At 56.7% G+C, this 22967-nt stretch carries 18 protein-coding genes; 6 read left to right on the top strand and 12 right to left on the bottom strand.

Annotation, left to right across the window (positions count from 1 at the left end; all coding sequences use genetic code 11):
* Nucleotides 1-3: 3 nt before the first annotated feature.
* The 8 genes from cysA to BJ887_RS02485 all read right to left on the bottom strand — a co-directional run bounded on the left by cysA (nt 4) and on the right by BJ887_RS02485 (nt 6477).
* Nucleotides 4-1098, bottom strand: coding sequence for a sulfate/thiosulfate ABC transporter ATP-binding protein CysA (cysA, locus tag BJ887_RS02520; RefSeq protein ID WP_121339179.1), 1095 nt, complete (start codon nt 1096-1098; stop codon nt 4-6).
* Entirely contained in the window at nt 1088-1963 is an 876-nt protein-coding gene (gene cysW, locus BJ887_RS02515; protein ID WP_020883085.1) for a sulfate/thiosulfate ABC transporter permease CysW, read from the bottom strand. The genes cysA and cysW overlap by 11 nt, the downstream gene beginning before the upstream one ends.
* On the bottom strand, nt 1963-2796 hold the full coding sequence (gene cysT, locus BJ887_RS02510; protein WP_020883084.1) for a sulfate/thiosulfate ABC transporter permease CysT: 834 nt from the start codon (nt 2794-2796) through the stop codon (nt 1963-1965). Before cysT ends, cysW begins: the two co-directional genes overlap by 1 nt.
* Nucleotides 2796-3809: a thiosulfate/sulfate ABC transporter substrate-binding protein CysP gene (cysP, locus tag BJ887_RS02505; RefSeq protein ID WP_014171093.1), complete on the bottom strand. Its 1014-nt coding sequence runs from the start codon at nt 3807-3809 to the stop codon at nt 2796-2798. Before cysP ends, cysT begins: the two co-directional genes overlap by 1 nt.
* A 175-nt stretch (nt 3810-3984) precedes the next feature.
* Nucleotides 3985-4884: a Dyp-type peroxidase gene (locus tag BJ887_RS02500; protein WP_121339177.1), complete on the bottom strand. Its 900-nt coding sequence runs from the start codon at nt 4882-4884 to the stop codon at nt 3985-3987.
* Nucleotides 4885-4976: 92 nt separating this feature from the next.
* The gene (locus tag BJ887_RS02495; RefSeq protein WP_121339175.1) at nt 4977-5552 is read right to left on the bottom strand and encodes an RpoE-regulated lipoprotein; all 576 of its coding nucleotides are present in this window, start codon (nt 5550-5552) and stop codon (nt 4977-4979) included.
* Nucleotides 5553-5615: 63 nt separating this feature from the next.
* Complete coding sequence (locus BJ887_RS02490) at nt 5616-6065, bottom strand: DUF2919 domain-containing protein (protein WP_079231805.1); 450 nt, start codon at nt 6063-6065, stop codon at nt 5616-5618.
* Nucleotides 6052-6477, bottom strand: coding sequence for a GNAT family acetyltransferase (locus BJ887_RS02485; protein ID WP_020883079.1), 426 nt, complete (start codon nt 6475-6477; stop codon nt 6052-6054). Before BJ887_RS02485 ends, BJ887_RS02490 begins: the two co-directional genes overlap by 14 nt.
* A gap of 212 nt (nt 6478-6689) precedes the next feature.
* Here BJ887_RS02485 and amiA point away from each other — a divergent pair, with 212 nt between their 5' ends.
* The gene (gene amiA, locus BJ887_RS02480; protein WP_014171098.1) at nt 6690-7565 is read left to right on the top strand and encodes an N-acetylmuramoyl-L-alanine amidase AmiA; all 876 of its coding nucleotides are present in this window, start codon (nt 6690-6692) and stop codon (nt 7563-7565) included.
* Nucleotides 7565-8464, top strand: coding sequence for an oxygen-dependent coproporphyrinogen oxidase (hemF, locus tag BJ887_RS02475; protein WP_025203494.1), 900 nt, complete (start codon nt 7565-7567; stop codon nt 8462-8464). Before amiA ends, hemF begins: the two co-directional genes overlap by 1 nt.
* A gap of 18 nt (nt 8465-8482) precedes the next feature.
* Here hemF and maeB read toward each other — a convergent pair whose 3' ends face one another.
* Nucleotides 8483-10762 carry an NADP-dependent oxaloacetate-decarboxylating malate dehydrogenase gene (maeB, locus tag BJ887_RS02470; protein WP_014171100.1) on the bottom strand — a complete coding sequence of 760 codons (2280 nt, stop codon included), beginning with the start codon at nt 10760-10762 and terminating at the stop codon, nt 8483-8485.
* A gap of 290 nt (nt 10763-11052) precedes the next feature.
* Between maeB and tal the strand changes: the two genes are divergently transcribed.
* Nucleotides 11053-12003: a transaldolase gene (gene tal / locus BJ887_RS02465; protein ID WP_014171101.1), complete on the top strand. Its 951-nt coding sequence runs from the start codon at nt 11053-11055 to the stop codon at nt 12001-12003.
* A gap of 19 nt (nt 12004-12022) precedes the next feature.
* A complete protein-coding gene (gene tkt / locus BJ887_RS02460) occupies nt 12023-14011 on the top strand; it encodes a transketolase (protein ID WP_025203492.1) in 1989 nt (662 codons plus the stop codon).
* On the opposite strand, the gene BJ887_RS02455 is transcribed toward tkt, so the two are convergent.
* The 3 genes from BJ887_RS02455 to aegA form a co-directional block, all read right to left on the bottom strand.
* Nucleotides 14008-15051, bottom strand: a complete 1044-nt coding sequence (locus BJ887_RS02455; protein WP_020883076.1) for a DUF1176 domain-containing protein — start codon at nt 15049-15051, stop codon at nt 14008-14010. The genes tkt and BJ887_RS02455 overlap by 4 nt on opposite strands.
* 108 nt (nt 15052-15159) lie before the next feature.
* Nucleotides 15160-15750 (bottom strand): GDP-mannose pyrophosphatase NudK, encoded by a 591-nt coding sequence (gene nudK / locus BJ887_RS02450; RefSeq protein ID WP_020883075.1) that lies wholly within the window; start codon nt 15748-15750, stop codon nt 15160-15162.
* A gap of 67 nt (nt 15751-15817) precedes the next feature.
* A complete protein-coding gene (aegA, locus tag BJ887_RS02445; RefSeq protein WP_121339173.1) occupies nt 15818-17794 on the bottom strand; it encodes a formate-dependent uric acid utilization protein AegA in 1977 nt (658 codons plus the stop codon).
* 152 nt (nt 17795-17946) lie between these two features.
* Here aegA and narQ point away from each other — a divergent pair, with 152 nt between their 5' ends.
* Nucleotides 17947-19641 carry a nitrate/nitrite two-component system sensor histidine kinase NarQ gene (gene narQ, locus BJ887_RS02435; RefSeq protein ID WP_121339169.1) on the top strand — a complete coding sequence of 565 codons (1695 nt, stop codon included), beginning with the start codon at nt 17947-17949 and terminating at the stop codon, nt 19639-19641.
* Between the two features lie 142 nt (nt 19642-19783).
* On the top strand, nt 19784-22897 hold the full coding sequence (gene acrD, locus BJ887_RS02430; protein ID WP_121339167.1) for a multidrug efflux RND transporter permease AcrD: 3114 nt from the start codon (nt 19784-19786) through the stop codon (nt 22895-22897).
* Nucleotides 22898-22967 lie beyond the last annotated feature (70 nt).

Raw genomic sequence — 22967 nt, 5'->3', positions numbered from 1 at the left:
CTATCAGGCTGACTCCGCCAGAGCAATATCCTCGCGCGTCTCTATGCGCTCATTGCCATGATAAATACGGGCATGCTGCAGCCCAACAAACAGGCGTTCGCCCCGGTACGGCGGCTCGTCATCACGCATCACCACCGTCAGCGGCTCGGTATACCAGCCCAGCGGCTGTACCACCAATTGGGTGTAGTGCCCTTTAGGGCTAGCTTCCAGCACCTGCACCGGCAGCGGTGAATCCAGACTCGTCCGGCGGCTCACGTCCACTTCCCAGGGACGCAGGAACAGATCGACCGGCCCCTGATGTGCGGAGGTGTATCCCAGCGGCCAGCGGTGTGCGCCCACGTGGAATTGCCCACCGCGGATGGTGCCCTGCAGCCGGTTAACTTCGCCCATAAACTCGAGGACAAATCGGGTCGCCGGTTCACGCCAGAGCTGCTCTGGCTCATCAACCTGCTCGATGTTCCCCTGGCTCATCACCACCACGCGGTCCGCGACTTCCATCGCCTCTTCCTGATCGTGGGTGACGAAGACGCTGGTGAACTTCAGCTCTTCATGCAGCTGACGCAGCCAGCGGCGTAACTCTTTACGCACCTGCGCATCCAGCGCGCCAAACGGCTCATCCAGCAGCAGAATTTGCGGCTCAACGGCCAGGGCCCGCGCCAGCGCAACGCGCTGCTTCTGGCCGCCGGAAAGCTGCGCCGGGAAGCGGTCAGCCAGATGCGCAAGCTGTACCATCTCCAGCAGTTTGGTCACTTTCGCTTTGATGGTGGCCGCATCCGGGCGCTCGCGGCGAGGCAGCACGGTCAGACCGAAAGCGATGTTATCAAACACGGTCATATGGCGGAACAGCGCGTAATGCTGGAATACAAAGCCCACTTTACGGTCGCGGGCGTGCATACGGCTTACGTCGGTACCGTGAAAACGAATATGTCCGCTGGTCTGATGCTCAAGCCCGGCGATAATGCGCAGCAGCGTGGTTTTACCCGAGCCAGACGGCCCGAGCAGTGCCACCATTTGTCCGGAAGGGATATCCAGCGAGATATCATTCAGCACCTGGGTGCGACCAAAAGACTTCTTAATATTGGCAATCTCAATGCTCATGATTTCCCTCCTGGTGCTGACGTTTTTCCTGATTCTCTAAACGCCACTGCACCACACTCTTCAAAAACAGGGTCAAAATCGCCATCAGCGTCAGTAACGCTGCGGCAGTAAAGGAACCGACAGTGTTGTAGTCCTGTTCCAGTAATTCAATCTGTAACGGTAACGACAGCGTTTCGCCGCGGATGGATCCCGAGACGACCGAAACTGCACCGAACTCGCCTATGGCGCGGGCATTGGTCAGCACGACGCCGTAGAGCAGCGCCCAGCGAATATTCGGCAGCGTCACGCGGCGGAACATCTGCCAGCCGGATGCGCCCAGCAGAATTGCCGCTTCATCTTCGTTGCTGCCCTGGCTTAACATCACCGGGACCAGTTCGCGCACCACAAACGGACAGGTTACAAACACCGTGACCAGCACCATGCCCGGCCAGGCGAACATGACCTGCAGGTTATGCTCATCCAGCCAGCCGCCCAGCGGGCCGTTAGAGCCGTAAAAGAGCAGATAAACCAGACCGGCCACTACCGGCGACACGGCAAACGGGATATCCAGCAGGGTCAGCAGCAGCTGACGTCCCGGGAAGTTAAAGCGCGTTACCAGCCAGGCCAGCAGCGTACCGAACACCAGGTTGACCGGCACTGTGATAAGCGCAATCAGGACGGTCAGCCAGATGGCGTGCAGCATATCCGGGTTCGCCAGGTTTTCCAGCGCGGGCATCAACCCCTTGCTGAACGCCTGAACAAAAATATAAATCGTCGGCACGACGAGAATGAAGGCGGACACCAGCACGCCCGTACCAATCAGAAACCATTTTCCCCAGTTGATACGGGGAGCATCGTATCGCTTCAATTGAGTAACTTCCGCCATCAGTGACCTACCACGCGTCGACCAAAGCGACTTTGCAGAGTGTTAATTGAGTAGAGCAGCAGCAGCGATGCGGCAAGAATGACCGAGGCAATCGCGCTCGCCGCCGGGTAATCAAACTCCTGCAAGCGGATAAAAATCATCAGCGAGGTGACTTCGGTTTTCCACGCAATGTTCCCGGCAATGAAAATAACCGCGCCGAACTCACCGAGGCTACGGGTAAACGACAGCGCGATACCGGCCAGCAGCGCCGGAGAAAGCTCAGGCAGGACGACCTTGCGGAAGCTTTGCCAGCGCGTGGCACCCAGCGTTTCCGCCGCTTCTTCGTATTCAGGACCTAACTCTTCGAGCACTGGCTGCACGGTGCGTACAACAAAAGGAATGCTGGTAAAGGCCATCGCGACCGCGATACCGAGCCAGGTATAGGTCACTTTGATATCAAGCTTCGCCAGCCACTCACCGTAAAACCCGTTCACGGAAAAGAGCGAGGCAAGGGTTAACCCCGCCACCGCCGTCGGCAGCGCAAACGGCAGGTCCATTAACGCGTCGAGCAGCGTACGACCCGGGAAACGGTAGCGGGTTAAGATCCACGCCATCAGCAGGCCAAAGGCCCCGTTAAAAATGGACGCCACAAACGCCGACAGCAGCGTCACCTTATAGGCTGCGACGACCTGCGGGTTGGTTATCACTTCCCAGTACTGCGCCCAGCTCATTTGCGCAAGCTGCATCACCAGCGCGCTGAGCGGCAACAATAAGATCAGGCAGACGAACAGCAGGCTGGTCCCGAGGCTTAAGGTAAAGCCCGGCAGCACACGTCTGGTAGAGACTGCAAACATTACTTACGCCCCGCCGCCAGCAATTTGTCTAACTCACCGCCGCTGGCAAAATGCGTTTTCATGACATCAGGCCAGGAGCCGAAATGGTCTTCCACGCGGAACAACTCGGTCTGCGGGAATTTATCCTTCAGTTTGTTCATCACATCCGGGTTATTCACGCGGTAGTAGTAATCGGTAATGATCGTCTGCGCCTGTGGGCTGTACAGGTAGTTGAGGTAAGCTTTTGCCGCTTTCTCTGTGCCGTTGGACTGCACGTTTTTATCTACCCACGCTACCGGGAACTCGGCGAGGATATTGGTTTTCGGGATAACGACCTCGAAACCCTGCGCCTCGTACTGTTTGCGGATATTATTCACTTCCGACTCAAAGCTGATCAGCACATCGCCCAGGCCGCGCTCTGCAAAGGTCGTGGTCGCGCCGCGACCGCCGGTATCAAACACCTCGACGTTTTTCAGGAACTGGGTCATGAACTGCTCGGTTTTCGCTTTATCGTTACCGTCAGCTTTGTCCGCCGCGCCCCACGCTGCCAGATAGGTATAGCGCGCGTTACCGGAGGTTTTTGGATTCGGGAAAATCAGCTTCACGTCGGAACGCACCAGGTCATTCCAGTCGTGGATATTTTTCGGGTTGCCCTTACGCACCAGGAAACCCATGGTGGAGTAGAACGGTGAGCTGTTGTTCGGCAAACGACTCTGCCAGTCAGCGGCGATCAGCTTGCCTTTGTCGTGCAGGATCTGCACGTCAGTGACCTGGTTATAGGTCACCACATCCGCTTTCAGCCCCTGGAGAATGGCCAGCGCCTGCTTGGACGACCCTGCGTGTGACTGTTTAATGGTCAGCTTGTCGCCGTTGTTGTCTTTCGCCCACTGCTGTTCAAACGGTGGGTTAAGGGCGGCAAACAGCTCGCGGGAAACATCATACGAACTGTTCAGCAGCTCAGTAGCCTGCGCCTGTGCCACCAGCAGCAAACCTGCCAGTGCCAGCGATCCTTTTTTCAGTACAGTAACGGCCATTGCGCACCCTTATAAATGTGATGACTATCTTATAGTCATAATATTTATAACGAGGACGAAAGGAGTAACGGTTTTATATACCGTTTGGTGATTTACAAGCAGAAAAGAGAATAAGGGTGCAGCCCGTCGTGGTCCGCACCCCAGCCCTCACCGTGCGGGAGAGGGTGGAAAGCACTTACAGCGCCAGCAGACGCTCGACGGACGGGGCGAAGTAGTAGCCGCCGGTCACCGGTTTGGTGAAGCGCAGCATGGCGTCACGCTTGCCGTCGGTATCGCCAAACATGCTCAGCAGCTGCTGTTCGATGTTATGCAGGCGCGCGCAGTACGCACAGAAGTAAAGACCGTGGGTACCGCTTGCTGTGCCGTATGGCAGGCTCTGGCGAACAATCTTCAGACCTTTCCCGTCTTCCTTGAGGTCAACGCGGCTCAGGTGAGAGGTGACAGGACGGGCATCGCCGTCGATCTCTTCGTTGGCCTCTTTCGTACGGCCAATCATCATCTCCTGGTCATGCACGCTCATGCGGTTCAGCTGCTTGAGGTTGTGCTCCCAGCGCTGGACGAATACATAGCTGCCGCCCGCGTCGACACCGTCTTTGATTACCGCCACTTCACGACGCGTCTCTTCACCCGCCGGGTTTTCAGTTCCGTCAACGAAGCCGCTCAGGTCGCGTTCTTCCACCCAACGGAAACCGTGGATCTCTTCCTGAACGTCAATGCTGTCACCAAAAGCCGCAACCGCCACCTGGGCAACGGAGAAGTTCACATCATGACGCAGCGAGAGAATGTGGATCAGCACGTCGAACTGCGTTGCGGGTGCCAGGCCTTTACCGTAAGGGATAAAATCCTTCAGCTCTTCGGCACCTTCGCCACCGCTCAGTTGACGCCAGACGTTATGACCAAAGGCAACGACCGCGCCCAGGTGGGCGTCCGGGAATTTGGCCTGGAAGGTGGCCAGCTTATCAACGAACGCTTTACTGGCCGCACGCAGGGCATCCACATCCCCTTTAACATTGGCTTCAATCCAAATCGCCGCGCGGCAATGTTCTGGCAAAATGCCACTCTGAACCTGAGACATCGCTCCTCCTGAAATAAAGATGCCACGTCAGCGTGGCATTGATGGCGGCTATTATACCCGTATTTCAGCGAGACGGTTTGTTCAGGCGCAAATTACTGCTTCCAGATAATTTTGCTCACTTTCCAGCTTTTCAGCGTGTCGTCAGACGGCATTAAACCTTCCGGACCACTCCAGGTACCGGTGAAGAGATAGCTGATGTGCTGGCTGCCCTGCGCTTTACATTCCACCGCCACGCCGTCGTCAGACGGGGCGCTGGTGCAGTTGCCGAAGGCCTGTTTATAGAGTTCGCTAAACGGGGTTCCCACTTTCACACCGCTTTCGGTTGGAATGCCGTCGTCCATCACAGCAATACGGTTTACCGTGCCTTTATCACCGTTAATCACCAGCGCCAGCGTGTCACCCTTCAGCGCTTCGAAATAACGCACGATATTGCCGTTTTCTGTTTTCATGCCGCTGCGCAGGCGATAACCGTCACCCAGTGCATCCTGAAGGGCGTCCTGATCCAGCGCCGTCGCGGCGGTAATTTTCCCCACGCCCTGCTCGGTCACTTCCGTTGAAGAGCCAAACCAGTTCCACGGATAGGCCGCAGACCAGTTAATTGATGAGAGCGTTGAACAGCCGGTTAACGCCAGCGGGAGAGCGCATAAAAATAAACGCAGCGATTTCATTGAAACGTCCTTACGTGTTAAATCAACGCTTGTTGGAGTGCGGTATCGGCAAAAAGTGCCAGGTTAATCTTCCTGATGCGTAAAACAGGCGCGAAGGCGGGGATTCGTCAGCAGCCACAGCAGCGCCACGATATCCGCCACGAGCAGCGCAATACCGCTCCCCGTAAGCGGTTCACCGCCCCACCAGAGCACCGGTTGCCAGACGAGCAGCGCAAGCTGAGCGAGGATCAGCAGCCAACGAAGCGCACCCCACAGGCGCGGGATCGTATGCCGTCGCCCGCTGCATAAAAACGCCACCACCGCCGGCACGCCCGGCAGCAAGCCGAGCCAGAAGGCATCGTGATCGGGATAGAAGAGCGTCAGAAGGGTATCGCCCTGCCCGCGCGACGCGGCGGCCATCACAAACAGCACCCAGGTACGGGCCTGCAGCAGCAAAACGCACCAGAACAAAAAGGGCAGCCTGACACGCCCTTGCGCATCATAATCTGCCGGATGGATCTCAGTACTCTTCATCTTCTATCAGGCGCTTACCTAAGCTCAGTACGTCCGCGTGTTCATAACCCAGACGTTCATACATGCCCAGCACTACGTCGTTATCTTCCCGCACCATGATCTGAATCTTCGGGCAGCCGCGGGCAATGAGTTTCTTTTCCAGCCGATTGAGCAGCGCATTGGCGATGCCGCGCGCACGAAATTCCGGGTGCACGCCCAGATAATAGGCCGAGCCGCGATGGCCGTCGTACCCGCCCATCACTGTTCCCACCACCTCGCCGTTGACTTCTGCAACCAGAAACAGACTGACGTCGTGATTCAGCTTACGTTCAATATCCATTTCCGGATCGTTCCACGGACGCAGCAGATCGCAGCGCTCCCAAAGGGTGATCACCTCTTCGAAATCTTCCTGGCGAAAAACGCGTATCTCCATGGTATTAACCGCCTTTTCGGGTTTAAAAACAGTGATTATGGCGTGAACATCGCGTTTAGCCAATAACCGGGGAAAAACTCGCCAAAATTTGGCATAATGTCACTTTGTCACGTATTGAAATGAAAAGTAAAACAATTCTCAATAAGGACTGTCGTAACGCTAATCACGATACGATATAACACCAGGACCCCAATTTTTACAATTCAGGCCGCATGAGCACATTCAAACCATTAAAAGCACTCACATCGCGTCGTCAGGTTCTCAAAGCGGGGCTGGCGGCCTTAACGTTAACGGGCATCGCACAGCAGGCTCAGGCAAAAGAAGAGAGCACGCTCAAAACCAGTAACGGACACAGTAAACCGAAATCGAAAAAGCCGGGCGCGAAGCGTCTGGTCATGCTGGACCCCGGTCACGGCGGAATTGACACCGGCGCTATTGGTAAAAACGGTGCGAAAGAAAAGCATGTCGTGTTAGCGATTGCAAAAAATGTGCGCGCAATTTTACGCAGCAATGGCATTGACGCCCGCCTGACGCGTTCTGGCGACACGTTTATTCCGCTGTACGACCGCGTAGAGATCGCCCACCAGCACGGTGCCGATCTGTTTATGTCGATTCACGCGGACGGTTTTACCAACCCGTCGGCGGCGGGGGCTTCGGTGTTCGCCCTCTCCAACCGTGGGGCGAGTAGCGCCATGGCGAAATATCTCTCCGATCGTGAAAACCGGGCGGATGAGGTTGCGGGGAAAAAAGCCACCGACAAAGATCATCTCTTACAGCAGGTGCTGTTTGACCTCGTTCAGACGGACACCATTAAAAACAGCCTGACGCTCGGCTCGCATATTCTGAAGAAGATTAAACCGGTGCATCGCCTGCACAGCAGGAGCACCGAACAGGCGGCGTTCGTGGTGCTTAAGTCGCCGTCAATTCCGTCCGTGCTGGTGGAGACGTCGTTCATCACCAACCCGGAGGAGGAACGCCTGCTCGGCACCACCGCGTTTCGCCAGAAGATCGCCAACGCCATCGCCTCAGGCATAATCAGTTACTTCAACTGGTTCGATAACCAGAAAGCGCACTCCAGGAAACGTTGATGAAACCCAATGCACAGCTGGTAAAAACATTCCTGCTGCAGCTGCAGGATGAGATTTGCCAGAAACTGGCCGCCGCAGATGGCGGTGAATTTCAGGAAGATAGCTGGCAGCGCGAAGCCGGTGGCGGCGGACGCAGCCGCGTGCTGCGTAACGGCGGCATCTTTGAGCAGGCTGGCGTCAATTTTTCCCACGTCCACGGAGACGCGATGCCCGCTTCCGCCACGGCCCATCGACCAGAACTGGCAGGCCGCAGCTTCGAAGCAATGGGCGTATCGCTGGTGGTTCATCCGCACAACCCGTATGTGCCGACCAGCCATGCCAACGTGCGCTTTTTCATTGCTGAAAAACCCGGGGCCGATCCGGTCTGGTGGTTTGGCGGCGGTTTTGACTTAACGCCCTACTACGGGTTTGAAGAAGATGCCGTGCACTGGCACACCACCGCACGCGATCTCTGTCAGCCGTTTGGGGACGACATCTACCCGAAATTTAAAAAATGGTGCGATGACTATTTTTATCTGAAGCACCGCGATGAGCAGCGCGGCATTGGCGGGCTGTTCTTTGACGATCTCAACACGCCAGATTTTGATACCGCATTCAGCTTTATGCGGGCGGTAGGTGAAGGGTATACCGGGGCCTATCTGCCGATCGTGGCGCGGCGTAAAGATACCGACTACGGCGTGCGCGAGCGCGAGTTCCAGCTTTACCGCCGTGGGCGCTACGTAGAGTTCAACCTGGTATGGGATCGCGGTACGCTGTTTGGCCTGCAGACCGGCGGGCGCACGGAGTCCATTTTGATGTCGATGCCGCCGCTGGTTCGCTGGGAGTACAGCTACGAACCAAAAGAAGGCAGCCCGGAGGCTGCCCTGAAAGACTTTATTACGATTCGGGACTGGGTGTAATACCGGCAGGCGCAGCGCTTACAGCGGCTGCGTCTGCGCTTCAACCACCGCCAGTGCCACCATATTCACGATACGACGCACCGAAGCAATCGGCGTCAACACGTGCACTGGCTTCGCCACGCCCATCAGTACCGGTCCTACGGTGACCCCTTCAGAGCTGGAGACACGCAGCAGGTTGTAACTGATGCGGGCCGCTTCCACGTTCGGCATAATCAACACGTTTGCAGAACCTTTCAGCGGGCTGTCCGGCATGCGTTCGTTACGAATGCTCTCCACCAGCGCAGCATCACCGTGCATCTCGCCGTCAATCATCAGTTCCGGCGCACGCTGGCGAACCAGCTCCAGCGTCTGGCGCATTTTGCACGCCGCCGCTGATTTCGACGAACCGAAGTTGGAGTGCGACAGCAGCGCTACCTTCGGTTCAATCCCAAAGCGACGCACGGTTTCTGCCGCCATCACGGTGATCTCCGCCAGCTCTTCCGGGCTCGGATCGTCGTTGACGTAGGTGTCGGCAATAAAGGTGTTGCCGCTTGGTAGCAGCAGCGCGTTCATCGCCCCGGCGGTGTGGACCCCTTCGCGATAGCCGAAGATCTCCTGCACCACGCTGAAGTGCTCGTGGTAATCACCGATCGTGCCGCAGATCAACGCATCCGCTTCACCGCGGTGGACCATGATCGCCCCGATCACCGTGGTGTTGCTGATCACGGCCTTTTGCGCCTGCTCCTGGGTGATCCCGCGACGTTTCATGATCGCGTAGTATTCGTTCCAGTACTCTTTAAAGCGCGGATCGGATTCGTTATTAACGATCTCAAAATCCACACCCGCTTTGATCTGCAGCCCCAGCTTTTGAATACGCATCTCGATAACGCTCGGACGACCGATCAGGATTGGCTTCGCCAGACCTAAGGTGATCAGCTCCTGCGTGGCATGCAGAACACGCGCCTCTTCCCCTTCTGCCAGCACCACGCGTTTCGCGTCGGCACGCGCCTGGGAGAAAATGGGCTTCATAAACAGGTTGGTTTTGTAGACAAACTCGGTGAGCTTATCGACGTAAGCATCGAAATCTTTGATGGGGCGCGTCGCCACGCCGGAGTCCATTGCCGCCTTAGCAACCGCCGGGGCGATTTTGACAATCAGACGCGGGTCGAATGGTTTTGGAATGATGTAGTCCGGGCCAAAGCTCAGATCCTGGTCACCATACGCCGAGGCGACCACTTCGCTCTGCTCGGCATGCGCCAGTTCCGCAATGGCATGAACGGCCGCGAGCTTCATCTCTTCGTTGATCGCCGTAGCGCCCACGTCCAGCGCCCCGCGGAAGATGAACGGGAAGCAGAGAACGTTGTTCACCTGGTTCGGGTAATCGGAACGACCGGTACAGATAATGGCATCTTCACGCACGGCTTTTGCCAGCGGCGGCAGAATTTCCGGTTCCGGGTTTGCCAGCGCCAGAATCATTGGCGCACGCGCCATTTTCTTCACCATCTCCTGGGTCAGCACTTTCGGGCCTGAACAGCCAAGGAAGATATCCGCGCCGTCAATCACGTCCTCCAGCGTGCGTTTACCGTCGTCTTCTACCGCGTAGGCCGCTTTGGTTTCCGCCATGTTCGGCTCACGGTCCTTGTAGATAACGCCTTTGGAGTCGCAGACCACAATGTTGTGCTTCTGCATGCCCAGCGCCACCAGCAGGTTCATACAGGCGATTGCCGCCGCGCCTGCGCCGGAGACCACCATACGCACGTCAGAGAGATTTTTCTCAACCACACGCAGACCGTTCAGAATGGCCGCGGTGCTGATAATCGCGGTACCGTGCTGGTCATCATGGAATACGGGAATGTTCATACGCTCGCGCAGTTTCTGCTCGATATAGAAACATTCCGGCGCTTTGATGTCTTCGAGGTTGATCCCACCGAAGGTCGGTTCCAGCGCGGCAACCACATTGATGAATTTATCAGGATCGAGCTCATCCACTTCGATATCGAACACGTCAATACCGGCAAATTTCTTGAACAGAACGCCCTTGCCTTCCATCACGGGCTTACCGGCCAGCGCACCAATATTGCCTAATCCCAGCACCGCCGTCCCGTTAGAGATTACGGCGACCAGGTTGCCACGCGCGGTGTATTTATAGGCTGCCAGCGGATCTTTTTCGATTTCGAGGCACGGCGCCGCGACGCCGGGTGAGTAGGCCAGCGCCAGATCGCGCTGAGTCGCCAGCGGTTTTGTCGGGGAGACCTGAATTTTACCTGGGACAGGGAACTCGTGGAAATCGAGAGCACTCTGTTTTAACTGATCATCCATCTTATTTTTCCTTTCACGTATCGGTCAAAAGGGTGACGTTTGCGATCCTGAAGCACACCCTGGTGTGCCGCCTAGTATCGCCGCAGGCAGCCACATAAACTTTGAAGGCTGCCAAACTCTCACCATTGCAGAATAAAAATTGTTATCAATTTATAACAACCATGTTACCCGTCTCAGAAAGCAATGCCTCCCCCGTCTGCTATGCTTTTTTGTTAAGTCCATCATGATTTTCGCAGAAGTGTGAACTAACGCACTCGAGTAACTCTTTTATTTCCAAGGAGTAATTATTTATGAACCAACTAGACGGCATCAAACAATTCACTACCGTGGTCGCCGACAGCGGTGATATCGAGTCGATTCGCCACTATCAGCCCGAAGATGCGACCACTAACCCTTCGCTGCTGCTCAAAGCGGCCGGTCTTGCTCATTTTAGTCATCTGATTGATGACGCTATCGACTACGGTAAACAGCGCGGTAAAACACAGGAGCAGCAGGTCGCCGAAGCGAGCGACAAGCTGGCCGTTAATTTCGGTGCGGAAATTCTGAAAAGCATCCCGGGACGCGTCTCTACCGAAGTGGACGCCCGCCTCTCCTTCGACCAGGAGAAGAGCATCACGAAAGCCCGCCGCCTGGTTGAGCTCTACCAGGAGCAGGGCATCGATAAATCGCGCATTCTGATTAAGCTGGCCTCAACCTGGGAAGGGATCCGCGCGGCGGAAGTTCTGGAAAAAGAGGGGATCCATTGCAACCTGACGTTGCTGTTCTCCTTTGCGCAGGCGCGCGCCTGTGCCGAAGCCGGCGTCTTCCTGGTGTCTCCGTTCGTCGGGCGAATCTATGACTGGTATCAGGCTAAACAGCCGATGGATCCGTACGTGGTGGATGAGGACCCGGGCGTGAAATCGGTACGTAATATCTACGACTATTACAAACAGCACCGCTACGAAACCATCGTGATGGGTGCCAGCTTCCGCCGTACCGAGCAGATCCTCGCCCTGGCAGGCTGTGACCGCCTGACCATCTCCCCTAACCTGCTTAAAGAGCTGCAGGACAAAGAGGAGACGGTTATCCGCAAACTGGTGCCCACATCAACCGTCCTCCCCAAACCTAAAGCCATGACCGAAGCGGAATTCCGCTGGGAGCACAATCAGGACGCAATGGCCGTCGAAAAACTGGCGGAAGGCATCCGCCTGTTCGCCGTCGACCAGCGCAAACTTGAAGATCTTCTTGCCGCCAAACTTTAACCTTGCCACGGAGTGAATTATGTCCCGTAAAGAGCTAGCCAATGCCATTCGCGCCCTCAGCATGGATGCCGTGCAGAAGGCCAATTCCGGCCACCCTGGCGCCCCCATGGGCATGGCTGACATTGCCGAAGTGCTGTGGAATGATTTCCTGAAGCACAACCCGAACGACCCCAGCTGGTACGATCGCGACCGTTTTATTCTCTCTAACGGCCACGCCTCCATGCTGCTCTACAGCCTGCTGCACCTTTCCGGCTACGACCTGCCGCTATCCGAGTTAAAAAACTTCCGCCAGCTGCACTCAAAAACGCCGGGCCACCCGGAGATAGGCTATACGCCGGGTGTGGAGACCACCACCGGGCCGCTCGGCCAGGGGTTAGCCAACGCGGTCGGGCTGGCGATTGCCGAACGCACGCTGGCGGCGCAGTTTAACCAGCCAGACCACGAGATTGTCGATCACTACACTTATGTGTTTATGGGTGACGGCTGTCTGATGGAGGGGATTTCTCACGAAGTCTGTTCGCTGGCGGGCACGCTGGGGCTGGGCAAGCTGATCGGATTTTACGATCACAACGGTATCTCCATCGACGGGGAGACCAAAGGCTGGTTTACCGACGACACGGCAAAACGGTTTGAGGCCTACCACTGGCACGTAGTGCATGAAATTGACGGCCACGACCCAGAAGCGGTGAAAAAAGCGATTCAGGAAGCGCAAAGCGTGAAGGACAAACCGTCCCTGATCATCTGTCGCACCACCATCGGTTTCGGCTCACCGAACAAAGCGGGTAAAGAGGAAGCCCACGGTGCGGCGCTGGGTGAAGAAGAAGTGGCGCTGACCCGGCAGAAGCTGGGCTGGAAATACCCGCCGTTTGAGATCCCGAAAGAGATCTACCGCGAGTGGGACGCCCGCGAAGAGGGTGAAAAAGCCCAGCACGCGTGGAATGAAAAATTTGCCGCCTATCAAAAAGCCCACCCGGAACTGGCCGCTGAATTCTCGCGCCGCATGAGCGGTGGCCTGCCGGAGGACTGGGATGCGAAAACCCAGGCGCTGATTGAAAATCTGCAGTCTAACCCGGCAAAAATTGCCACCCGTAAGGCCTCGCAAAACACCCTGAACGCCATCGGCCCCCTCCTGCCTGAACTGCTGGGCGGCTCCGCGGATCTGGCTCCAAGTAACCTGACCATCTGGTCTGGCTCAAAATCGCTGAAAGAGGATATTGCCGGGAACTATATCCACTACGGGGTGCGTGAGTTCGGGATGACCGCCATTGCCAACGGCATCGCCCATCACGGCGGGTTTGTGCCCTACACTGCTACCTTCCTGATGTTCGTTGAGTATGCCCGTAACGCGGCGCGTATGGCGGCATTAATGAAAGCGCGGCAGATCATGGTCTACACCCACGATTCGATTGGTCTGGGTGAAGACGGTCCCACGCACCAGGCCGTTGAGCAGCTGGCGAGCCTGCGTTTAACGCCTAACTTCAGCACCTGGCGTCCGTGCGATCAGGTCGAAGCGGCGGTTGGCTGGAAGCTGGCGGTTGAGCGCCACACGGGGCCAACGGCATTAATTCTGTCGCGGCAAAACCTGGCCCAGATTGAACGCACGCCGGAGCAGGTAAAAAATATCGCCCGCGGTGGGTACATCCTGAAAGACAGCGGCGGCAAACCGGATGTCATCCTGATTGCTACCGGTTCTGAGGTGGAAATTACCGTGAAGGCCGCGGAAAAACTGACCGCCGAAGGTCATGCGGTACGCGTGGTATCCCTGCCGTCCACCGACATTTTTGATGCTCAGGATGAGGCCTACCGTGAATCGGTCCTGCCCTCTAACGTCGCAGCCCGTGTGGCCGTCGAGGCGGGTATCGCCGACTACTGGTACAAATATGTCGGGCTGAAGGGTGCCATCGTCGGGATGCGTGGGTACGGCGAGTCGGCGCCTGCCGACAAGCTGTTCCCGTATTTTGGCTTTACCGTTGAGAATGTGGTTGAGAAGGCGCTGAGCGTAATTTAGCGCGTGATCCACAACGTGGGCCAGGCATCTGGCCCATTCCAGTTATCGCAGCTGGGCTCTTCTGCATAACGCACCAGGCGGAAACGCTGGCCGTCAAAACGCCAGCGCGTCTGGACCCCACAATCGCCAATACCGCGACCCAGCGCGAGCGTAGTCAGCTCGCGCGTTTTCTCATCAAAGCGGGCATTCATCAATTCGATTTCACTGCTATCGTCCGCAGGGGTGAAAGGCAGACGCAGCCTTACGCTGCGGGAAGAAAACGGCTTTTTGCGCGATACCAGCCAGGCCAGATCGACCGTGTTATACGCCCCCGCCTCACAGCTAATAATCAGCAATGCTTTCTCATCGGTTAACGCGGTGACGCGCACTTCACGGCGGTTAGGATCGAGCGAGCACTGGCTGTTGTTCATCCGCCAGGTGCCATAATCCAGCAGGTCGTTCAATTCGGCGTGGGAGAGCGGCGTCGGCGTCGGATTGACTACCGCCACCTTTTTTAAGGCGGGTGCAGGCGGCACGCTTAACGGCGGATCGTCACCTTTTTTAATCCAGGCCGTTTCACTCCCGACACGTTTCTGCTGCGCGTCAATAAACAACAGCGCGGCTTTCAGGCCGTTCAGAGAGATAACCTGGTCACCGCCGCGCAAGGTCAGGGCTTTTCCTTCCTGGATATTTTTCAGAAACGCCGTGATGGTGGCGGCATCATCACTTTTCAGATGCCACGGGGTTAACTGCCAGTGCTGCCGATCCAGCTTGAGAGGAACCTTATCCAGCAACAACCGTGGCGCAATATCCGCTTCTTTCACGGCAGGGTCAGCAAGGCCGCCGAGATCGATACGCAGCGTAGCGTCGGTTTTCGCGCCGGCACTGCGGCTGAGCGTCATGACTAGCCCCCGGTGTTCACCGGTATTGCGTGCGAGGCAAAAATTCTGGTTATTGCAGGTCACCTGCCAGTCAGAAAACAATTGCTGGGCAGGCGCAGCCCACACCTGCGAGGAGGTGAGCACGCAAAACAGGCAGAGAAGAGAGACGCAATAGCGCATGAATGGCACAATCCCGGAACGAAAACGCTTAACTGGGCTGTATCTTCGTGTTCCCGCCCGGGTTGCTCAATCGGATTTATCGGATAGATTTATCCGAAATACAATCTATTACCGTTCGAAAGAGGCGTTCATCAGCCCGGTCGTTTGAAGATACTGTAGTAATATCACAGCTTTACCATCCCTGATTTCCCCGGCATGCATCATCTCCAGCGCCCGGGAAAACGGCAACTCCAGCACTTCAATATCTTCATCTTCCACGCCACCGCCGCGGTGAGTACGCTGCGCATCGCTGTATTCCGCGATGAAGAAGTGGACGATTTCCGTCACGCCGCCAGGAGACATAAACAGCTCGAAGACTTTTTTGACCTCTCCCACTTCAAAGCCAGTCTCTTCGACGGCCTCTTTGCGGATGCACACTTCCGGCTCGTCGTCATCAAGCAGGCCCGCACAGGTTTCAATCAACCTTCCGTCAGGGTTGCCATTGACCCATGTTGCTACCCTGAACTGACGGATCAGCACCACACTCTGCTTTTCACGGTTATAGAGCAAAATGGTGGCGCCATTGCCGCGGTCATAGACCTCGCGTTTATGGCGGATCACTTCACCGTTATTACGGGTTAAATCGTAAGTGATGTTACGCAGGACAAAGTAGTTTTCAGAAAGGATTTTGTCTTTGATAACGTCAATTTTCAGGGTCATACGGGCTCCACGACACAATGAGTCTTCCTATAGTACGCCGTGAAACCCGCTTTGTCGCCCGCCTGGTTTAGTGCGTTTTCGGCACACTGACCTCAAGCCAGTCGAGGATCCCCCGCGCCGCATGACGTCCTTCCGCCATCGCCGTCACCACCAGATCAGCACCGCGCACCGCATCACCGCCGGCGAAAATTTGCGGGTTAGACGTCTGGTAACGATAGCGACTTTCCACCGAGGCAATGATTCGCCCCCAGTCATCGGTGTTGACGCCCTGACTCTCCAGCCAGGGCATGGCATGTGGGTTAAAACCAAAAGCCATAATCACCGCATCGGCCGGCATGACAAACTCGCTGCCCTCCACCGGGACGGGTCGACGACGCCCCTGCGCATCCGGCTCTCCCATCCGGGTGCGCAGCATCCGGATGCCGTTAACCTTGCCGTCAGCAGCAAGGGTCAATTCAACGGGCTGGACGTTAAATTCAAATGCGGCTCCCTCTTCTTTCGCATTCTTCACCTCTTTTTTCGAGCCCGGCATATTGGCTTCATCCCGGCGATAGGCGCAGGTGACTTTTGCCGCGCCGTGACGTAACGCGGTGCGCACGCAGTCCATTGCGGTATCGCCCCCGCCCAGCACCACCACGTTAAGCCCACGGGTGTCGATAAACGGTTCGTTGGCCGTCGCGTCCAGCCCCATGACGTGGCGCGTGTTCCCCACCAGGAACGGCAGCGCATCGTAGACGCCCGGCGCATCTTCATGGGGGATGCCTGCTTTCATCGAACGATAGGTTCCCACGCCAATGAACAGGGCGTCGTAATCTGTTTGCAACTGAGACAACGACACATCGCTGCCCACGTCGCAGTTCAGCTCGAAGTGAACCCCCATCGCAGTAAAAATCTCTCTGCGTCGTGCGAGCAGGGATTTATCCAGCTTAAAGGCCGGAATGCCGAAGGTCAGCAAGCCGCCGATTTCGGGATGCCTGTCATAGACCGTCACGCTCACTCCGCTGCGCACCAGCACATCCGCGCATGCCAGTCCGGCAGGCCCCGCGCCGATAATCGCGACGCGTTTTCCCACCGAAGAAACGCCAGACATATCCGGTCGCCAGCCCAACGCCAGCGCCTGGTCAGAGATGTAGCGCTCGAGGTTGCCAATGGTCACCGACCCTGACGCATCGCGCACGGTGCAGGCACCTTCACATAACCTGTCCTGCGGGCAGACCCGGCCGGTAATTTCAGGTAAACAGTTGGTCTGATGAGAAAGTTCGACCGCGCCGAGGATGTCACCGGCGTTAATCCGTTCAATCCACTGCGGAATGTGGTTGTGCAGCGGGCAGGTCCATTCACATATGCTGTGCTCCCCGCATTTCAGGCAGCGCGATGCCTCGCGTCTGGCCTGTTCGGTCCGAAACGGCAGGTATATTTCATTGAAATGGCCAACCCGCTCTTCGGCAGCCAGTTTGTCGGGCTCGCCGCGTGGTGGTGTGTTGTGCATCTGCTGCAGTTTGGTGGGTGCCGTCTCCTCGCTGACTGCCTCACTGTGCCAGGGCTGCGCCTCCAGCCTGGCGGTACGCTGACGGCGCGATTTTGCCAGGTTATCCAGCACGTCTGGCGTCGCCAGCGTCAGCACATCTGCCGGGCAATTTTCGATACAGGCCGGGCCCTGCGGGCGGGTCAGGCAGAGATCGCATTTATACGCCGAGGCTTTTGCACTGCCGTTGTCGAGTGGCGTAACGATAATCTCCATCGTGCCGAAGGGACAGGCAACCACGCAGGCTTTACAACCGATGCATTTTTGTTGATTCACCTGTACGCTGTCATCGCGTTTGCTGATGGCGCCGTTCGGGCAACTGAGTGCACACGGGGCATTTTCACAGTGGTGACAGGTGACGGGGCTGTTCTGCGCGCCAGAGTTAAGGACCGTAATACGGGGATGGAAATGGCGCTCGCTCAGGACATGGTGCTCATCATTATGCGCCATTACGCAGGCAACTTCGCAGGCATGGCACCCAATACATTGCTGGCTGTTAGCCATAATAAAACGATTCATAACGACACCTGTTTTTGGTTCAATAACCTTATTCTTTGTATGAATATGGTATTTACTCATCACAGCGTCGTCAGGCAATGTTCAATTGCCCGGAATGCCAAACTATTTCCAGTGAACCTGTGGCAGATCAATTTTATTCAGGAAGCCGTTCTGTGACCGTTAAACGCCCTGTTTCCGCAAGCCTGGCCTGGGCTTTCTTTTCGATGATTGTGTTATCCGTTCTGACCAGCACCATCGCGCTGCTGACGCTTGCCAGCAGCCAGCGTGACGCCGAAGCCATCAATATTGCGGGTTCACTGCGTATGCAGAGTTACCGGCTGGGCTATGAGATGCAGCGCAACAGCCCTTCCCTGACACAGCATCGCCAACACTGGCAACACACCCTGAGCGCACCTGCACTACAAAAGCTGAACCGCTGGTACGTGCCGGACGATGTCAAACAGCGCTACCAGCAGCTGCATCTGGCCTGGCAGGAGATGGATACGCACATCGCCCACGGCGATCTCGCATGGTATCAAACCCATATCGAAGATTTTGTTGGCCGCATTGATGCCTTTGTGCTCGCCCTTCAGCACTATACCGAACATAAAATTCAGACGGTGACCCTGCTCTCGCTGGCCGGTGCGCTGGGGATCCTGCTGCTGACGGTGTTTACCCTGCGACGCATCCGTCGCCAGGTGGTCTTGCCCCTCAACAATCTGGTCGCCGCAAGCGAACGCGTTGAACGGAGACAATTTGATACCCCGGCACCGGATACCACTTTGCCGAATGAACTCGGTCAGCTGTCCCGCGCCTTTAACCATATGTCGGCGGAGTTACACACCCTCTATCGCTCGCTTGAAGATTCGGTTGCGGAAAAGACCCGGCACCTGAACGAGGCGCATCAGCAGCTCGAAATGCTGTTCAAATGTTCGCAGGCGCTTAACACCGGACAGATAGACAGTCACTGTTTCCGGCATATATTGCAAATCGTCCATGAATACACCCGGATGAATTATCTGGAGTTACGGACCAGCGACGACTGGCGTCTGTGTGAAGGGAGTGAGGCAGCCGACATGCCGCTGCAAAACCTGCCGGTGCTGATGCAGGACACGCTCTACGGCGAGCTGCGCTGGCAGAGCGAGACGGACAGCGTCCCGCTTCCGCTGATGAGAAGCGTGGCGACAATGCTCGGGCGCGGGCTTTACTTCAACCAGGCGCAAAAGCATTACCAGCAGTTGCTGTTGATGGAAGAGCGCGCGACGATTGCCCGCGAACTGCATGATTCCCTCGCGCAGGTGTTGTCGTATCTGCGGATCCAGCTTGCGCTGCTTAAGCGTGCCGTACCGCAAGAGAATGCCCCCGCGCAGACCATCATCACCGACTTCTCCCGCGAGCTTAACAATGCCTGGCATCAGCTTCGCGATCTGCTCACCACCTTCCGCCTGACGCTCAACCACGCTAACCTGCCGGCAGCCCTTCAGGAGTCACTCGACGGTCTGCAGAGCCAGACGCAGGCAAAGCTGCATCTTGACTGTCGCCTCTCCTCGCTGGCCCTTGACGCACAAAAGCAGGTGCATCTGCTGCAGATCGTGCGTGAAGCGGTGTTGAACGCAATCAAGCACGCGCAGGCCAGCGAGATCACCGTAAGCTGTATCACCGCCGTGGACGGCACGCACAGCGTGAGCATTCGCGACAATGGCATCGGGATTGGCGAAGCCAGCGAGCCGCCGGGGCATTACGGGCTGAATATTATGCGTGAACGCGCGGAACGGCTCGGCGGTACCCTGCACTTTTCGCAGCCACAAAATGGGGGAACGCAGGTAAGCGTGACATTCCCTTCGTCGCTGGCGTTAACAGGTAAATAACCGTAAAGGGGGCAGCGCAGAGAAACGCGCATGATAATTTACATTATCTCCTTTATTTCTCCACGTTTGGTCTTCGTCTTGCCGCTAAAGTGGTGCGGGCAATAAACAATAATGACGTGCAGCAAAACGAGGTCAATTTTTCATGGCGAATTTTTTCATCGATCGCCCCATTTTTGCCTGGGTACTTGCCATTCTGTTGTGTCTGACAGGTGTCCTGGCCATTACTTCACTTCCCGTTGAGCAATACCCCGATCTGGCACCCCCTAACGTGCGTGTCACAGCAAACTATCCCGGCGCCTCGGCACAGACGCTGGAAAATACCGTGACGCAGGTTATCGAGCAGAACATGACGGGTCTGGATAACCTGATGTACATGTCCTCACAAAGCAGCGCCACGGGCCAGGCGACGGTGACCCTGAGCTTTACGGCCGGGACTGACCCGGATGAAGCGGTGCAACAGGTACAAAACCAGCTGCAGTCAGCCATGCGAAAACTGCCGCAGGCAGTACAAAATCAGGGCGTTACCGTACGTAAAACGGGGGATACCAATATTTTGACCATCGCGTTTGTCTCCACCGATGGTTCCATGGATAAGCAGGATATTGCGGACTACGTTGCCAGTAACATTCAGGACCCGCTCAGCCGTATTAACGGCGTAGGGGATATCGACGCCTACGGGTCACAATACTCAATGCGCATCTGGCTCGATCCTGACAAGCTGAACAGCTTCCAGATGACGGCGACTGACGTGACGGACGCCATCAAGTCGCAGAACGCCCAGATTGCCGTAGGGCAGCTGGGAGGAACGCCTTCCGTCGAAAAACAAGCCCTGAATGCCACCATTAACTCGCAATCGCTGCTTCAGACTCCGGAGCAGTTCCGCAACATCACCCTGCGCGTGAATCAGGACGGTTCAGAAGTGCGGCTGGGCGATGTCGCCACGGTGGAAATGGGCGCGGAAAAGTACGACTACCTGAGCCGCTTTAACGGTAATCCCGCCTCCGGCCTGGGGATTAAACTGGCCTCCGGCGCAAATGAAATGGCGACGGCGAAACTGGTGTTAGACCGCCTGGACGAGCTGTCGAACTATTTCCCTCACGGCCTTGAATACAAAGTCGCCTACGAAACCACCTCCTTCGTTAAAGCGTCGATTGAGGATGTGGTGAAGACCCTGCTGGAAGCCATCGCGCTGGTCTTCCTGGTCATGTACCTGTTCCTGCAAAACTTCCGGGCGACGCTGATCCCGACCATAGCCGTCCCCGTGGTCCTGCTGGGCACCTTCGCGGTGCTTTACGCGTTTGGCTACAGCATCAACACGCTGACGATGTTTGCAATGGTGCTGGCAATCGGCCTTCTGGTGGATGATGCCATCGTGGTGGTTGAAAACGTCGAGCGTATCATGAGCGAGGAAGGCCTTTCCCCGCGCCAGGCCACGCGTAAATCGATGGGGCAAATACAGGGCGCGTTAGTCGGCATCGCCATGGTGCTTTCGGCGGTCTTTATCCCGATGGCCTTCTTTGGCGGCACAACCGGCGCCATTTACCGCCAGTTCTCGATAACCATCGTCTCGGCAATGGTGCTTTCGGTACTGGTGGCGCTGATCCTGACCCCTGCGCTCTGCTCTACCCTTCTTAAGCCTTTGCACAAAGGCGAGCAGCATGGTCAGAAAGGGTTCTTTGGCTGGTTTAACCGCATGTTTAACCGCAATGCCGCGCGCTATGAATCCGCCGTCGGTAAAGTGCTGCACCGCAGCCTGCGCTGGATGCTGATTTACGTAGTGCTGCTGGCCGGAATGGTCTGGCTGTTCCTGCATCTGCCTACCTCGTTCCTGCCAATCGAGGACCGGGGAATGTTCACCACCTCCGTGCAACTTCCGAGCGGCGCGACGCAGCAGCAGACGCTGAAAGTGGTCGAAAAAGTCGAACAGTACTTCTTCACCCAGGAGAAAGATAATGTGGTGTCGGTCTTCTCCACCGTGGGCTCTGGCCCGGGCGGTAACGGGCAGAACGTCGCCCGTATGTTTGTACGCCTGAAGGACTGGGACGAGCGCGACACAAAAACGGGGACCGCGGCGGCCATCATTGAACGCGCCACCCACGCGTTTACGAAGATCAACGAAGCGCGCGTCTTTGCCAGCAGCCCACCGGCCATTAGCGGGCTGGGCAGTTCTGCCGGGTTTGACATGGAGCTGCAGGATCACGCCGGTGCAGGCCACACGGCGCTGATGGCGGCGCGCGATAAGCTGTTAGCGCTGGCGGGCAAAGACGCTGACCTGACCCGCGTTCGTCATAACGGCCTGGATGACAGCCCGCAGCTGCAGGTGGATATTGATCAGCGTAAGGCGCAGGCTCTGGGTGTTTCCATCGACGACATTAACGACACCCTGCAGACGGCCTGGGGCTCAAGCTATGTGAATGACTTTATGGATCGTGGGCGTGTGAAAAAAGTGTATGTCCAGTCCGCCGCGCCGTTCCGTATGTTGCCGAATGATATTAACCGCTGGTTTGTTCGTAATAACGCAGGCGGGATGGTGCCGTTCTCGGCGTTCGCCTCGTCACACTGGGAGAGTGGTTCGCCGCGTCTGGAACGCTATAACGGCTATTCGGCGGTAGAAATCGTCGGTGAAGCCGCGCCGGGCGTCAGTACCGGTACCGCCATGGACACCATGGAGAAACTGGTGCAACAGCTGCCTGCCGGGTTTGGGCTGGAGTGGACGGCGATGTCTTATCAGGAGCGGCTCTCCGGGGCACAGGCGCCTGCGCTTTACGCGCTTTCCCTGCTGGTGGTCTTCCTCTGTCTTGCCGCGCTGTATGAAAGCTGGTCCGTTCCGTTCTCGGTCATGCTGGTGGTGCCGCTTGGCGTCATCGGTGCGCTGCTGGCGACCTGGATGCGCGGTCTGGAGAATGATGTGTACTTCCAGGTAGGGCTGCTCACCGTGATCGGCCTGTCGGCGAAAAACGCGATCCTGATTGTTGAGTTTGCCAATGAGATGAATGCCAAAGGCCACGAGCTGATGGCGGCCACACTGCATGCCTGCCGTCAGCGCTTGCGTCCGATCCTGATGACGTCGCTGGCATTTGTCTTTGGGGTATTACCGATGGCAACCAGCACCGGTGCGGGCTCCAGCAGCCAGCATGCGGTAGGTACAGGGGTGATGGGGGGCATGATTTCGGCAACCGTCCTGGCCATTTATTTTGTGCCCCTGTTCTTTGTGCTGGTGCGTCGCCGCTTCCCGCTGAAGGAACGTCCTGAATAACAGTACGTAATAAAAAAGGCGGCTCTCAGGGCCGCCTTTTAGGGTGTGTGATTAATTCACACTATGGTTA

The organism is Enterobacter sp. WPR_3_1 (assembly GCF_003635055.1).
Classification (GTDB): Bacteria; Pseudomonadota; Gammaproteobacteria; order Enterobacterales; family Enterobacteriaceae; genus Enterobacter; species Enterobacter ludwigii.
The sequence above is the reverse complement of the archived record's forward strand: the minus strand, read 5'-3'. Positions and strand labels throughout refer to the sequence as shown.